This is a genomic window from Bacillus sp. ISL-18 (assembly GCF_018613415.1).
Lineage (GTDB): Bacteria > Bacillota > Bacilli > Bacillales > Cytobacillaceae > Neobacillus.
Genome location: NZ_JAGGQG010000005.1, coordinates 79,875 through 95,313 on the forward strand (window position 1 = coordinate 79,875; position 15,439 = coordinate 95,313).

At 35.6% G+C, this 15,439-nt stretch carries 12 protein-coding genes and 1 pseudogene; 12 read left to right on the plus strand and 1 reads right to left on the minus strand.

Annotated features, from left to right (window positions below; genetic code table 11):
- Window positions 1-9: 9 nt before the first annotated feature.
- Window positions 10-581, minus strand: a pseudogene (locus tag J7E81_RS08905) (recombinase family protein).
- Between the two features lie 380 nt (window positions 582-961).
- Here J7E81_RS08905 and J7E81_RS08910 point away from each other — a divergent pair.
- From J7E81_RS08910 to J7E81_RS08965, 12 genes are all read left to right on the plus strand, one after another.
- Window positions 962-2,302 carry a uracil-DNA glycosylase gene (locus J7E81_RS08910; protein ID WP_215041802.1) on the plus strand — a complete coding sequence of 447 codons (1,341 nt, stop codon included), beginning with the start codon at window positions 962-964 and terminating at the stop codon, window positions 2,300-2,302.
- Window positions 2,303-2,794: 492 nt separating this feature from the next.
- Complete coding sequence (locus J7E81_RS08915; RefSeq protein WP_215041803.1) at window positions 2,795-3,370, plus strand: hypothetical protein; 576 nt, start codon at window positions 2,795-2,797, stop codon at window positions 3,368-3,370.
- Between the two features lie 246 nt (window positions 3,371-3,616).
- A complete protein-coding gene (locus J7E81_RS08920) occupies window positions 3,617-4,483 on the plus strand; it encodes an ATP-binding protein (RefSeq protein WP_215041804.1) in 867 nt (288 codons plus the stop codon).
- 63 nt (window positions 4,484-4,546) lie between these two features.
- Window positions 4,547-5,101: a hypothetical protein gene (locus J7E81_RS08925; protein ID WP_215041805.1), complete on the plus strand. Its 555-nt coding sequence runs from the start codon at window positions 4,547-4,549 to the stop codon at window positions 5,099-5,101.
- Window positions 5,102-5,305: 204 nt separating this feature from the next.
- The gene (locus J7E81_RS08930) at window positions 5,306-5,479 is read left to right on the plus strand and encodes a hypothetical protein (RefSeq protein WP_215041806.1); all 174 of its coding nucleotides are present in this window, start codon (window positions 5,306-5,308) and stop codon (window positions 5,477-5,479) included.
- Between the two features lie 286 nt (window positions 5,480-5,765).
- Window positions 5,766-6,011: a hypothetical protein gene (locus J7E81_RS08935; protein WP_215041807.1), complete on the plus strand. Its 246-nt coding sequence runs from the start codon at window positions 5,766-5,768 to the stop codon at window positions 6,009-6,011.
- A complete protein-coding gene (locus J7E81_RS08940) occupies window positions 5,986-7,152 on the plus strand; it encodes a ThiF family adenylyltransferase (protein ID WP_215041808.1) in 1,167 nt (388 codons plus the stop codon). Before J7E81_RS08935 ends, J7E81_RS08940 begins: the two co-directional genes overlap by 26 nt.
- A complete protein-coding gene (locus J7E81_RS08945) occupies window positions 7,142-7,522 on the plus strand; it encodes a ubiquitination-like system serine protease family protein (protein WP_215041809.1) in 381 nt (126 codons plus the stop codon). Before J7E81_RS08940 ends, J7E81_RS08945 begins: the two co-directional genes overlap by 11 nt.
- 406 nt (window positions 7,523-7,928) lie before the next feature.
- Window positions 7,929-9,641: a type I restriction-modification system subunit M gene (locus J7E81_RS08950; RefSeq protein ID WP_215041810.1), complete on the plus strand. Its 1,713-nt coding sequence runs from the start codon at window positions 7,929-7,931 to the stop codon at window positions 9,639-9,641.
- On the plus strand, window positions 9,631-11,010 hold the full coding sequence (locus J7E81_RS08955; protein WP_215041811.1) for a restriction endonuclease subunit S: 1,380 nt from the start codon (window positions 9,631-9,633) through the stop codon (window positions 11,008-11,010). Before J7E81_RS08950 ends, J7E81_RS08955 begins: the two co-directional genes overlap by 11 nt.
- Before the next feature lie 15 nt (window positions 11,011-11,025).
- Window positions 11,026-12,243: an SIR2 family NAD-dependent protein deacylase gene (locus tag J7E81_RS08960; RefSeq protein WP_215041812.1), complete on the plus strand. Its 1,218-nt coding sequence runs from the start codon at window positions 11,026-11,028 to the stop codon at window positions 12,241-12,243.
- A gap of 3 nt (window positions 12,244-12,246) precedes the next feature.
- A complete protein-coding gene (locus J7E81_RS08965; RefSeq protein ID WP_215041813.1) occupies window positions 12,247-15,399 on the plus strand; it encodes a type I restriction endonuclease subunit R in 3,153 nt (1,050 codons plus the stop codon).
- Window positions 15,400-15,439: the final 40 nt, after the last annotated feature.

Consider the following 15,439-nt stretch of genomic DNA (forward strand, 5'->3'; position numbering starts at 1 on the left):
TCTTCATAGCTATTCTTCTGTATTTCCCTTTGCTTTAGCATATATGGTTGACCGTGGCACCCCTGTTTGTTTAGAAATGTCATTTACCACTTAATCCGTTTTTCTCCCGTTCTGCAAACATCTTCAACGCCCGTTTAATTGACCTAGTATCTTGCCCGTGCCTTCCTATGTGTTTTCCTTGTGCCTTCGCCCGTTCTCTCCCTTCTTTTGTCCGTTCAGTGATGAGATCACGCTCGAATTCAGCAATAGCTCCCAACATGGTAAACATGAGCTTTCCAGCCGGTGTTGAAAAGTCGATTTGTTCCTTGATGAAAACAACACCGATATTTTCCTCTTGTAATTCATGGACAATGTTATGTGAATCTCTAGTGGATCTCGCCAAGCGGTCAATCTTATAAACGACTAACTTATCGCCTGCTCTTAAAAACTCCAGTGCTTTCTGGAGCTCTGGTCTTCCAGTATTTTTTCCACTTTCTTTTCGTAAAAATTTTAGCGCATCCATAATTTTCTAGTTGTTCAACTTGTAAGGATTAATCCTGATCCAAGGTGCTAACCCTCGCGTATCCAACAAATTCACCCATATTTGATAACTTCTGTCTAAAAGTTAATTAACTTCCTGTACATATAATTTAGACTATCTTTTAGATGAGTAGCAAGCAAGAAATAATTGAAAAAAAACGATATTTTGGTAGTGTACAAAACTTACAACTTTTAGATACATAGATTTTTAGATTTATAAAGACTTTTGCCCCTTCAGGGGCACGGTATTCTAAGTAGTTCTTTACTCAATTTTTCTTTCTTTGAAAATACTCCGGATTTTTATAGTCAAGATAAACCGTTTTGTTGGTGAGACCCTATTAATGTTTAGAAATAATGATTACTTCAAATAGGAATTAATGTATTCTAGGAAGAATATTATAACTGAGTATTTTGAATTCAACGGAAAATCGGAGTGAATAAAATGAGTTACTTAGAAAGTCTCGAAGAGGTTAAAGATCTATTTAGAGGAATACTACCAAATCATATTGAAATAGAGGTTCATAAAAGGGATAAAATCGATTGTATAAACCTAACAGGGGATACCACTATCCTTTTCGAAGATGATGCTAGAGAAAATGGTTATACAAAAATATCACTTATTCAAAAAAACTCAATTAAATTTGAAATTCGGGTAAAGGGTATAGAAATTATTAACTATGACCCATTATCAAAAGATCGTTCTTTTGAATTTTTCTTTTTTATGCCTGATCAGGAATTTGGAAGGATCAACGTAATGGGAGAACCGAATGATAATTATATTAATTTTGATAAGTTAGTAAAGCTTGCAAAAGATTGCACTATCTGTGAATCGATGTTAGATAAAGAAGCAATTATAGGCTATCAAAATGGCAATCTTAATGCTGATATATTGTTTATTGCAGAAGCACCAGGTCCTAGGGGAGCAGATAAAACGGGAATTCCATTAACAGGTGACGTAACAGGTAAAAACTTTGATGAAATATTAGAAGCAGTTGGATTAAAAAGAAAGGATATCTTTATAACAAATGCAGTACTTTGTTGCCCAACAGATATTAATGGAAAGGTGCGGAAACCTAAGACTAACGAAATAAAAAATTGCAGCGGATATTTAGCATTTCTCATAGAATTAATAAATCCTAAAGTAATTGTAACATTAGGGTCAGTTGCTTTAGAAGCCCTAAAACAAATTGAAAAACATCAATTGACATTAAAAAGTCATATTGCCACTTTCTATCATTGGAATAATAGGTTCATATATCCACTCTATCATCCAAGCCCTTTAGTAATAAATACTGGTTTAAGAAGCATGAAGCAACAAAAAACGGATTACCTACAATTAGTACAAAATTATGAAAAAAGAATTTTAAAAGGTTTAAATCCAATATCTTTATTGAAAGGGACAGTAGGTGTGACGAATAATACCATTGAGGATCAGGTTATTCTACGGTTAGGTGGAGAGGGTGGATCAATTAGTTTATATGGTAAAGAGCACAAGGGAAAATGGTACTTCTCTTTACATACGAATGAGATAGCCCTGGTAGATTTCTTAGAAGATGAAGAACTATCTCACCACCTTATAAGTAAAAGTTTAATTGTAGAGGGGTTTCACAATGGATTACGTTTGTTAGATGAATATCCTTGGGTTCATTTAGTACCACATGATCTTCACCCGTTATTTGCAGATGAGATCATCACTGAAGTTAAAAAGAGAATATCTAATGACAAAAGCAGACTATACAGATGGGAAAGAGCATATGAAATTTTAAAATTGAGAAATAGTTAGGAAGATAATTATGTGTTAAGTGCAGCCAGACATCCAGTTTAATTCTCTCAATAGCTCCACATCACACAATTAGCAATTTCTATCTTAAGGGTGCTTACCCCTGCTGAGGAATCCAAGCATTAGAAACCGTTCTTTCCACAGTGTCATGAGTTGATATAGTAATAGTTTTCGAAGTGATTTTGAATGGATGAAATATTGATGATAATCTTCCTATCTGAGTAAATTTGGCTTGAAACAATAAAATAGAAGAAACTCGTCAAAATAACACTTTCTCATCAGGAGCAAAGCTATTTACGGGGCAGGATAGTTCCATAAGAAGGAATAATATTGTTCTATGTAGAACCAAGAAAAAAGGATATTTGAGTTTAGGGGCAAGTAGGGTGTTTAAAGACTTTAATAACTAGCCTCATTGGATATTTTTGCCTCCATTTGCGAGTGGGGGATTAAAAGTCGGTAGTTAAGCCGGCGGGATAGATAAAAGGAGTTGTTAGAATGGCAATTTTTCAAGAATCCTTTTTCATACCTGATGAAATAATGAAGAAGGTTATTACGGGAGATTATAAGATATTTGGTGGCGAGGTTCGTAATAACAAAGGGCAAATTGTAAAACTTCTTAGACCTGTTAGCAAGTTGGAGGCTACTTTATACTATGGCTGGAAGTATAGGAAACCCCTTTTTATGGTGGGTAAGTTAGGTATGGCAGGTGTAAAAAGTTATATTAAATCAAAGAAAAAACAAGAGCCTGATGTTGTTGTAAAATTTAGAGAGGCTCTAAAGGTCTACCTAAACGCTGTGCGCAAGGGTGCTCTTACAATGGAGATAATTTCATATGTGATGGAACATTTGGGTGAACTGAAAATGCATCCTAATTTTGAAGAAATCAATATTGTACAGGAGTTGGCTGTGCTTTTGAATCGAATATTTGAGTATACAAAAAAACTTGCAGCAGATAATGCGATTGAATTAACCAGTCTAGAGAAAGAAACACCTTCGCAGTCGGAGAATCCAATTATAAATCTGCAGCGTTATCTTGAAACACAAAAGCGTATTTTTGAACTGGCTTCTTAGATTATAGCAAGAGTAAGCAAGCCACCTTATGGAACAATTTTGACTATAGTTAATTTACTTAATGAATTGGGATATTTATATATAGTTTTAATAAAGAAGAAACCCGTGATTCAAAACCTGGTTTAAGTAGTTATAAATTGAGGGTGTTATCATATTCAAATATTTTTAGTATAATTGAAAGAAGGAAATGTTAAATTCCTTGATATAAAAGATATTATTTTTCAAGAATTTAAAAGGGGTAGGAATGTGGAAATTAGATTAAGTGGAACTCTTGATGTTACCATGATTGATAATATTTTAAAAATGATAGGAAGTAAAAAATCAGTCTCTATATTTGACTTATCAAAAATAAGGTTTGTAAAACCATTTGGTCTTGTTTTACTACTTCAGATCTTTGATTATTTAGAACAAATTGATGAAATAATATTTCCTGATAACCATACTATATCTTATATGGCAAGAGCAGGTTTTTTTGACCAAGCACAGGAAATCATTAATTTAGACGACCATATAAAAAAGATAAATGATAATGTTAAATATAGCAAAGATAATAAAACCCTAATTGCAGTAACAAAAATTGAAAATAAACAAGATATATTGGCAACATTAGTAGCAGTTAATAATCAAACAAGAAATATTTTAATTAATGACTTAAAATATGAAAATAAAGATATTGAAGATTTTGTGGTATTGCTTTCCGAGTTATTAGATAATATTAGAAGGCATAGTGGTAGTAATGGTTATATAAGTGCACAAAGTTATCGATTTCAAAACAGCAATTATAAATATATTTCTGTTTGTATATCGGATACTGGAATAGGTATGAAACAGAGTTATTTAGAAAATGGTTATCCAAATAAATTAGAAGATAAAGGTGCATTGGAGTTGGCAATAATTAAAGAATCCTCGAGATTTTCTCTTACTGGAGAACGTGGAGGAAATGGATATAAAGGAATTAAAGAAAAGGTTTCTAAATTGAATGGGGCATTTTTTGTCAAAACGGGAAATTGTAGAATTAATGCCTTTAATAAGTCCTTTACTTTTGAAGAAGGGGTACCTTACTTTAAAGGTACTCAAATTGAAATAACTTTACCTCAAAAGACAATGACATAATTAAAATGTGGATATATACTGTTTTTAAGGTTTAAATATTTTTTGTTTAAATGTGGTGAGGACTTGGATAACTTTACAACCATAGATATTGGACTGTTAAGTAATGAAATCCTCCAAACCTCGTTATTATTCTTTAGAGATGATGGTTCTCAAATAAGGGAATCATTAATAAATGAAATCATAGCTTCTCCGACTGACATTATTGCATTAGATTTCAAGAACGTTACTGTTATTGATTTTTCTTGTTCAGATGAAATAGTAGTTGCGCTTCAAGAAAATAATACATGGTTAAATGGTAAAAAAATCGTGCTAATTAATTTATCAGAAAGTCATAAAGAAAACATACATTCAGCTTTGGAAAAAAAGAAATTAGGGATTTGGGTAATTAATGACGATAGAACATTTCTTATAGGAAAGCTACCGAATCATCTAACCAAAATACTTCATCGTGTTTTGATAAATCAACAAATCACAGCTAGAGAATTAAGTAACGATTTACAAGATGAAATTACCAATATCAGTATGAAGTTGGGAAATTTATATAAAAAAGGGATGTTGTTAAGAGCTGAAAGCAAGACATCAGAGGGTATGGAGTACGTTTATAAGTCTTTAGTATAACTATTCTATTGGTTATACTAAAAGTTATTAGGGTTTAAACAAAAAACATTTAAACCAGCAAAATTAAATATTAAGAGGATTTCTTATATGAGATATTATCACTGTAGAACTCAAAATATATGAAGATAACCTTTTAATAATAAGATAGAATCTGTAATGGTTTAAACAAAAAAAGTATAAACCTTTGAAAGGAGGTGAATTTACATGGCTAAAAATGGTGAACCAGGAAAAGGGAGAGCTGGGGCAGTGAAAGGTCGTTCTCAATTTAAAGGTCCAAACGGCAACTGGATAAAGAGAGATGCTGATACAGGTAGATTTATGGACCAAAAAACAAGTGGACAAAGTCCGTTTAAAGGTGTTCGAAGAGAAAAAGGGTAATTTCCTATTGTTGAATTATATGAGTTTTACCAAACTAATCGGTGTTGTTATCAGTACATTATTTATTTTGTTTAAAAAACAAGGAAAAAGTGGAAAGAGGCTAAAATAACGTTTCCACCCAAAAAAGATATGTAGTTTAAAAAACTTTAGTCGGTTAAATTATATACTATGTTCGCGTATATATCAAATTTCATATCTTCTAGTAGGTGAAATGACCGGGATAGGGGGATAAGTTGGTTCAAGAAGGGGGCTTCTTTCTTCTAAATAAATAAAAAGGAGCATGTATATGCAAAAAGTAATCACTGTAATAGTTAATGCTGAGCCAAAACAAGTTGAAAAAAGAGACTACTCTTTTCAAGAATTAGTTATACTTGCATATGGAAGTTTTGATGATTCACAAAAATCCTACACTATGGTATCCACTTTGAAAAATGACAAAGGTGAGAAACACAGCAGAGAGTATTCCTTCGGAGATGTAATTAAGATGAAAGAGGGAATGAGGATTAATGTCGATTCAACTAATAGATCATAACGACGATTTAAAAAAGTTAAAAGATGAAGGATACAATATTTCTATTATCAATCAATACATTGTTGTAAAAGGGATTCCCTATGTTAATAGAAATAAAAAGATAGTGTTTGGCACTATCTTTTGTCCTTTTACTTTATCTGGAGAAAAAGCGGTTTTACAACATGACCATACAGTTAGGTTTGCTGGTGAACATCCTTGTGATAAATTTGGGAAAGAGGATAACTCTTATGTTAATAGTCAGCAAAATTTTCCACTTACACAGGATATTGTGGGGTCTTTTTATTTCTCATCAAAACCCCAAAGTGGTAGTTACCCTGATTTTTATGCAAAGATTAAAAGATATGTTGATTTGTTATCTGCACCAGCAAAGTCAATCGACCCTAGTGTAACTGCACAAAAATTTGATTATGTCAGTTATCACGAAGATAGTGTATTTAAGTACCCTGATACAAATTCGGCTAGAGCAGGTCTAACACATATATCGGATAAATTAAAAAATCAAAAAATTGCTATAGTTGGATTAGGTGGAACAGGTTCATATGTGTTAGATTTTGTTAGTAAAACTCCAGTTAAGTTAATTTCACTGTTCGATGGTGACATTATGTATAATCATAACGCCTTCAGAATTCCTGGTGTAATGAGTGAAGAAGACTTAAGTCAAAGACCTAGTAAGGTATCTTACCTTAAGAACAAATACGAAAAATTGCGGAACGGTATTATAGCACACGAAGTCTTTCTTGATGGTTCAAATGTGGATCTATTAGAAGGACACGATTTTGTGTTTTTAGCATTGGATAAAGCAGAAGCCAAAAATGCTATTATAGATTATCTAATGACTTCAAGGATTCCATTTGTTGATTTAGGGATGGGATTAACCGTTGTAGGCAATTCAATAAGAGGAACCATAAGAAAGACATTAATTACTCCAGATAATAGTTCATCAATAAATAAAATAGCCATAGGATATGCAGCAGATAACGATGTTTACGCACAAAATATTCAAATATCAGAGTTAAATGCATTAAATGCAACTCTAGGGATATTGGCTTGGAAAAAGATGATTGGATTTTATTTAAGTGAAGAAACTATTTATAATTCGACTTTTATAGTCGATGAAGAGGTAATTAGTAATGCAACATAAGTTTGTTGAATTTATACCATCAGAAATCGAAGAAAATGTGCTATATATCTCAATTGAGTATGATGTAGCTAAACACAAATGTGCCTGTGGATGCGGTGTTGATATTGTTACATCTCTTTCGCCTGCTAGATGGAGATTAACATATGATGGTGAAACTGTATCTCTCTCCCCGTCAATTGGCAACTGGAGTCATCCATGTAAATCTCATTATTTTATTACAAATGACAAGGTGCTTTGGTCAGGCCCTATTTCTGAAGGAGCCATTCGGAAAGTAGTAAAAAATGATCAAGAGTCATTAAAAAGGCATATTAAAAAAGGAACAAAAGAGAATCGTGTTATTAATATACTTAAGAAACTTTTTAGTTTTTAATTCTTTTTGGAGAATGCTTCAGAGGTCATAGGCAAAATTAGAAACTTTTCGTATAGATTAAATGGATAAATTCCCCCCCATGGAGAAAAATTAATATCCCAGTTACGCCGGAACGGTGTGGTAGTCATAAGCTTGGAGAAATATTCTCCTGGCTTTTTTACTTGGAAGAAACAAAAACAAGACCAAGTATATTAAAATATGTTTCTTACTCTCTCCGAAAAATATTTTTTTATAATTACAAATATAAACTTTACTTGATTTTCCATATGCTCACACTATAAAATGTGACTTTTGGTTGATTTGAGTTTTTTTTCTTCTAGTAGAATGGACCAATCGATTAGAATTAATTTATACTAATTAGAAGGATATTCAAACAATTTAAGGTGTACCGTTAGGAGTATAACGTATGAACAATAACAACATCGAACAACAATTTTTAAAAGAGCTTGATGACAAACTATGGAAAGCAGCAGACAAATTGCGCAATAATTTGGATGCCGCCAATTATAAGCATATTGTCCTGGGACTCATTTTTCTAAAATATGTATCAGATGCATTTGAAGAACGCCAAAATGAGCTAAGAAAGCTGTTCCAACAAGAGGATGATGACAATATTTATTTTATGCCAAGAGATGATTATGAATCGGACGAAGAGTATCAACATGCAATCGAACAAGAATTAGAACTTATTGAATACTATCAAGAGAAAAACATATTCTGGGTGCCAACAACAGCTCGTTGGAGCGCATTAAAAAGTACAGCCACCTTACCCATTGGTTCAGCAATCTGGAAAAACGAACAGGGCCAAGACGTAAAATTGCGTTCAATCTCATGGCTAATCGATAACGCCTTGGATGAGATTGAAAAAACTAATAACAAACTAAAAGGCATTCTTAATCGTATTAGTCAGTATCAATTGGACAATGATAAGTTAATTGGTCTAATCAATAGCTTCTCAGATACCAATTTTAGTAACCCAGAATTCAATGGACAACCACTGGAACTACACAGTAGGGATATTCTTGGCCATGTTTACGAATACTTCCTTGGGCAGTTTGCACTTGCCGAAGGTAAGCAAGGAGGTCAGTACTATACTCCAAAAAGTATAGTTACTTTAATAGTTGAAATGCTAGAACCTTATAAAGGACGAGTATACGACCCTGCTATGGGGTCGGGTGGTTTCTTCGTGTCTAGTGAAAAGTTCATTGAGGAACATGCCAAAGAGAAGCACTATAGCGCGATAGAGCAAAAAAGACATATTTCTGTCTACGGTCAAGAGAGCAACCCTACTACTTGGAAATTAGCAGCAATGAATATGGCGATCCGTGGCATTGACTTTAACTTTGGAAATAAGAACGCTGACTCGTTTCTTGATGACCAACACCCGGATCTGCGAGCCGATTTTGTAATGGCTAACCCACCGTTTAACGTTAAAGATTGGTGGCATGAAAAACTTAACGATGATGTGCGTTGGAAATACGGTACACCACCACAAAACAACGCTAATTTTGCCTGGATACAACACATGATACACCATCTTAACGATAATGGATCAATGGCACTCTTGCTGGCTAATGGATCAATGAGCTCCAATACGAATAACGAAGGAGATATACGCAAAGCATTGATTGAAGCGGACCTAATCGAATGTATGGTTGCATTACCAGGACAACTATTTACAAATACTCAAATCCCAGCCTGCATCTGGTTTCTGACCAAAAACAAGAAAGGTGGCAATGGAAAAGTTAACCGTACCGGTAAAACCTTATTCGTTGACGCTCGTAACCTCGGCTATATGAAAGACCGAGTATTACGTGATTTTGATAAAGAGAGGGATATTGATAAAGTCACAACTGCCTTCCACTCATGGCAGCGTGGAGAGGGCTATGAAAACCAACTTGGTTTCTGCTTCTCAGCAGAGATAAAAGACATTCGAAAACGTGGCTACGTCCTCACGCCAGGACGATATGTCGGAGCAGCCAAACAAGAAGACGATGACGAGTGTTTCGCTGAAAAAATGGCAAAACTCACGAAACAGCTGAAAAACCAGTTTGAGGAAAGTGATCGCCTGGTAGAAGAAATTAAAAAGAGTATGGAGGCGTTTGGTTATGAGTGTTGATTGGCCAGTTCAAACGCTGGGCGATGTTTGTGAAAAAATAACCGATGGTGCTCATAATAGTCCAAAGTCAGTAGGTCGCGGAAAACCTATGGCCTCGGTTAAAGACCTTACTCGATTTGGTGTTAATTTAAATGGGGCAAGGTTAATTTCGGAAGAAGACTTCGAAAAGTTAGTTAAGCAAGGTTGTCGGCCCGAGGTAGGTGATGTTCTTATCGCCAAAGATGGTAACAGTGCATTAGATACTGTTTGTACCGTCGATGAACCGCTTAATGCTGTATTGCTATCTTCAGTGGCAATATTAAGACCTAATAAAGATAAATTAGATTCTGATTATCTAAAATACTACTTTTGCTCGAAGCAAGTCATAGAGTATTTGAAGAAAAACTTTATTTCTGGTGCTGCTATTCCAAGAGTTGTGTTAAAAGACTTCCGAAAGGCAGAAATTAAAGTTCCACCTTTATATATTCAAAAGGAAATCTCTAAAAGGCTAAGAAGTTTGGATGATAAAATCAAAGTAAACACCCAAATCAATCAAACCCTAGAATCCATTGCACAATTGATCTTTAAAAGCTGGTTTGTTGATTTTGAACCAGTTAAAGCTAAAATAGCCGCGTTGGAAGCAGGTGGCTCTTACGACGAAGCCGAACGTGCAGCCATGAGGGTAATCTCGGGTAAGGATGAATTGGCACTAACCGAACTGCAACAACAACAACCTGAAATCTTTGCAGAACTGGCTAAGACGACAGCGCTATTTCCTTCAGCGATGCAGGAATCCGAGCTGGGAGATATTCCTATTGGGTGGGAGGTAAGTACTATAGGATCTTCTTACAAAGTTGTGATGGGGCAATCGCCAAAAGGTGACACGTATAATGAAAATAAAAATGGAGTTGTCTTTTATCAAGGCCGTGCTGAATTTGGATGGCGTTTCCCCACACCACGATTATATACAACTGATCCTAAGAAAATGGCAGAAAAGGGTGATGTTTTGATGAGCGTCAGAGCACCTGTAGGGGATCTTAATATTGCATTGGAGAATTGTTGTATTGGACGTGGGTTATCGGCATTGCGGCACGAAAGTGGAAGCACTACGTTCTCTTTTTATCAACTAAAAGACTTGCAACATCAGTTAGATAGGTTTAACGGTGAAGGTACCGTTTTTGGGTCTATAAACCAAAATGATTTAAAATCTTTACAAGTTGTTAGTCCTTATCAGCCAATAATCGATAAATATATTTCAAAATTAAGTAGGATTGACCAACAGATAGAAAACTTTCAATTTGAAATTCTGAGCCTGGAAGCAATAAAAGATACTCTCCTTCCCAAACTCTTCTCAGGCGAAATAGAACTTAACATACGTCCAAGATCATAAGGGAGGAGTGATGAAATGAGTAACCAATGGGAAGGGTTAATTTCAACAATACAAAAGTTTAGAGAGTCAGTAAAAAATGAACTCGACGAAAAGAATAAATCGTTTCATGTCGCATTGAACGGGGATGAACCTCTCTCAATTCAAGGACTTGGTCCAAATTTGGATGAACGCAACAGTTATTATGTTGATATAAGTGATGTTCTATTTTGGAATGATCCAACAGCTTATATCGAAGAATTGGACCGTTTTGAAGGTCAAGAATATTTTACTCAACACTCTGACACAATGCTTTATTTAGAAAAGTCGGAACAAATGAATGTGTTTGCTAGATTAGTAGAATCGCTTAAACGCAAGCGCATAGCCCCCTTCATTGGTGCGGGTCTCTCTCGTCCCTGTAACTATCCATTATGGGGAGAGGCTATCAAAAAGCTCGTTAAGAAACTTGATGTTTTATCGACGTCTGAAAAGAAAGCAATGCTTCCAGAATTAACTTATTTAGACGAAGTAAAACAGTGCGTAGACAGCTGGAATTATCTTGAAGCAGCGCAACTTATTTATGATAATGAGCCCTATCAAATGGAGAGTTTCATTTTAAATACATTTGATGGGGCTGAATCTAAAAAAATAACCGGGCCAATAACGTTGCTTCCACAATTAGCAGATGGGTGTATTGTTACTACTAATTTTGATAGTTTAATTGAAAAGGTTTTTCAAGAGCAAAACAAGGCAATTCAAGGTTATATGCATGGCACGCAAACACAAAACCAATTTGCTTCACGATTAATACAAGGTGAACGATGCATATTAAAGCTGCATGGCCATTTTGACTCTCCTGAAACTTATATATTTTCTGAATCTCAATATGATAATGCTTATGGTGCTGAGTGCTTAGACTACAAAAAACCTTTGGCTAAAGTATTAAGACAGATTTTTATCAGCCACTCGCTGTTGTTTTTAGGATGTAGTCTACAGCATGATCGTACGTTAGAACTTTTTATGGATATTGTTGATTCTAATACTTTTGATATTCCCGAACACTTCGCTTTTTTGCCAGAACCTAGTCAACAATTGGAGAAAAAGGAAAAAGAAAATCTATTGTCAAAAGCAAAAATTCGTCCAATTTGGTACCAAGTAAAAATTGATGAGCAGGATAATCAGGATCACTCTCAACTTGAAAGTTTACTTAAGTTTGCTATTGATTGTGCTTCTGGAAAAGCAAGGCTTAGGAGGTAAAAAATGAACGAAGAAAGACTAGAGAATCTCTGCCTTGAATGGTTCAGAGACAATGGTTGGGATATATTATATGGGCCGGATATTGCGCATGATGGTACTAACCCTTTGCGCAAAGATTATCACCAGATTCTGCTTGAGCCGGATATAGAAGATTCATTTTTTCGCATTAACCCTCACTTGCCAGCAGATTGCTATGAACAAGTGTTATTAAAACTTAAGAATCCAGAAAGTCTAGATTTAATTACCAATAACCGTAATTTCCACCGATTATTATTGGAAGGAATACCTGTTGAGTTCAAACATGATAACGAAATAGTCTACGATCATGCTTTTTTAGTTGATTTTGAAAGGATCGATCAAAATAGATTTGTTGTGGTTAATCAGTTGTCCATCACTGGAACAAAAAAATTACGTCGTCCTGATGTAGTTTGTTTTATAAACGGTATACCGTTTGCTGTTCTCGAGTTGAAAAGCCCAAGTGACGAAAATTCTGATATTTGGGATGCATTTAATCAACTACAAACCTATAAAGAAGAAATTCCTGAACTCTTTATTTTTAATGAAGCATTGGTGGTGAGCGATGGCTACACGGCCCGTGTTGGATCATTAACAGCAACTCAAGAACGATTCCAGCCATGGCGTACAATCAAAAACGAGGAAGACAAGCCTGTACTTGAATGGCAATTGGAAACCTTAGTGCGTGGTTTCTTCGACCGTGAACTCTTTCTTGATTACATCCGATTCTTTGTGTTGTTTGAAGTAGACAGTGAAAAGATTATAAAGAAAATTGCGGGCTATCATCAGTTCCATGCCGTACGTGAAGCTGTTCTAGCAACGGTTATTGCCGCTCAGAAACCTGTAAAATATGAAACAGAACCAAGGGAAACCTACAGAAGAAAGGTTGTTCCTGGATCCAAAAAGGCCGGTGTTGTATGGCATACTCAGGGTTCGGGGAAAAGCATTTCAATGTGCTGTTATGCTGGGAAACTTCTACAGCAAGCCGAGATGAATAATCCAACTCTTGTTGTTGTGACAGATCGAAATGACCTTGATGGTCAGCTTTACGGCACTTTTTGCAATGCACAGGAGCTCCTGAAACAAATGCCTATTCAAGCTAAGGATCGTGACGAGTTGCGTCAGTTATTATCTGAGCGTGAATCGGGCAGCATTATTTTTACCACTGTTCAAAAGTTTGCTTTGCTTGAAGGTGAAACGGAACATCCTCTATTAAATGATCGCCATAATATTGTGGTAATTTCAGATGAAGCTCACCGTAGTCAGTATGGTTTAAAAGCTGTTCTAACCAAAGAAGGAGAGTACAAGTTTGGTTATGCCAAACACATGCGTGATGCATTGAAAAATGCCTCATTCATTGGTTTTACCGGTACGCCGATTTCAAAGGAAGATAAAGATACCCGCTCTGTTTTTGGAGAATATGTGTCCATCTATGATATTCAAGATGCAGTGAATGATGGGGCAACTGTACCTATTTATTATGAATCTCGTCTCGCTAAACTAGATCTTAACCATTCAGAGATCTCAGCTTTATCTGAACAAGTGGATGAGGTTGTCGAAGATGAAGAGGACATGGCTACTCGTGAAAAAACTAAAGGCAAGTGGAGTAGCCTTGAGAAGTTAGTAGGTGCTACTCCAAGGTTAAAACAGGTTGCTGCAGATATAGTCGCTCACTTCGAAGAACGAACAACATTCCTAAAAGGTAAAGCTATTATTGTTGGCATGAGCCGTAATATTTGTGCTCATTTATATAATGAAATCGTTGCCCTTCGACCAGAGTGGCATGATCCAAATCCAGAAAAGGGTGTCATTAAGATCATTATGACAGGGGCGGCTTCAGATAAAGCTTTGTTACAGCCTCATATATACAATAAACGGACCAAGAAACGCCTAGAAAGACGATTTAAGGATGCAAATGACCCTTTTAAACTTGTAATAGTTCGTGATATGTGGCTAACAGGTTTTGATGCTCCATGTTGCCATACAATTTATGTGGATAAACCAATGAAGGGACATAACCTGATGCAAGCTATTGCAAGAGTTAACCGGGTTTTTAAGAATAAACCGGGTGGCTTGGTAGTCGATTACATTGGAATCACTAATGAATTGAAGCAGGCGTTAAAAACTTACACAGACTCTAAGGGAAAAGGCGAGCCTACGATGCGAGCAGAAGAAGCCTATGCTATATTGGTGGAGAAAATGGATGCTATCCGTTGCATGTTTTCCAAGACACCACAAGCCGATGGTATTGATCTGAGTAGGTTTGAAACAGAGGCTCATAAACTTTTAGTACCTGCTGCTAACTATGTGCTAGGTCTAAAAGATGGCAAGCAACGCTTTTTTGATTTGGTGTTAGCAGGTACTAAAACCTATTCTTTGTGTAGTACCCTTGATGAGGCTAAAGTGTTTCGAAAAGAAATTGCTTTTTATTCGGCAATCAGAGCTGGAATAAGCAAGTTTACCACAGTTGATAAGAAACGAAAAAATGAAGAGAAAGACTCTGCTTTGCAACAAATTCTTGATAATTCTATTGTGGCCGAAGGCGTATTTGATGTAATTACTCTTTGCGGCCTTGAAAAACCGAATATTGGCCTTCTTTCCGATGAGTTTCTGCAAGAAGTTCGTCAGATGCCTTATCGTCACCTAGCTGTGGAATTGTTAGAAAAACTTCTTAAAGACGATATAAAAGCAAAAACACGTAGTAACATTGTACAGGAGAAAAAATTCTCTGAACGTTTGCATGAGACATTACGCAAGTATAACAACCGGGCCATAGAAACGGGAAAAGTTATTGAAGAACTAATCCAAATGGCAAAAGACTTCCAATCGGAAATAACTAGAGGAGCTAAGATAGGATTAAACCCTGAAGAGGTGGCTTTTTATGATGCACTAGCAAATAATGAAAGTGCAGTTCGTTTGCTCGGTGACGAGACATTGAAGAAAATCGCTGTGGAAATCACAGATAAACTTCGCCGGTCTACTACTGTTGATTGGAAGGTTCGGGAAAGTATACGTGCAAAATTGAAAATTTTGGTACGTCGCACTCTTCAAAAGTATAAGTATCCACCAGACAAGGCCCCTGAAGCCATTGAATTGGTAATGAAACAAGCAGAAGTTCTAAGCAACGATTGGAGCAAATGATGTAATCCTTCACCATCTTTGCTTCAGAAATTAGAGGAAA

What these genes read in the sequence shown, in the direction of transcription:
- J7E81_RS08915 (WP_215041803.1), top strand. Translation starts at nt 2,795, where the DNA reads ATGGCAATTTTTCAAGAATCCTTTTTCATACCTGATGAAATAATGAAG.
- J7E81_RS08935 (WP_215041807.1), top strand. Translation starts at nt 5,766, where the DNA reads ATGCAAAAAGTAATCACTGTAATAGTTAATGCTGAGCCAAAACAAGTT.
- J7E81_RS08950 (WP_215041810.1), top strand. Translation starts at nt 7,929, where the DNA reads ATGAACAATAACAACATCGAACAACAATTTTTAAAAGAGCTTGATGAC.
- J7E81_RS08930 (WP_215041806.1), top strand. Translation starts at nt 5,306, where the DNA reads ATGGCTAAAAATGGTGAACCAGGAAAAGGGAGAGCTGGGGCAGTGAAA.
- J7E81_RS08940 (WP_215041808.1), top strand. Translation starts at nt 5,986, where the DNA reads ATGTCGATTCAACTAATAGATCATAACGACGATTTAAAAAAGTTAAAA.
- J7E81_RS08965 (WP_215041813.1), top strand. Translation starts at nt 12,247, where the DNA reads ATGAACGAAGAAAGACTAGAGAATCTCTGCCTTGAATGGTTCAGAGAC.
- J7E81_RS08955 (WP_215041811.1), top strand. Translation starts at nt 9,631, where the DNA reads ATGAGTGTTGATTGGCCAGTTCAAACGCTGGGCGATGTTTGTGAAAAA.
- J7E81_RS08960 (WP_215041812.1), top strand. Translation starts at nt 11,026, where the DNA reads ATGAGTAACCAATGGGAAGGGTTAATTTCAACAATACAAAAGTTTAGA.
- J7E81_RS08945 (WP_215041809.1), top strand. Translation starts at nt 7,142, where the DNA reads ATGCAACATAAGTTTGTTGAATTTATACCATCAGAAATCGAAGAAAAT.
- J7E81_RS08910 (WP_215041802.1), top strand. Translation starts at nt 962, where the DNA reads ATGAGTTACTTAGAAAGTCTCGAAGAGGTTAAAGATCTATTTAGAGGA.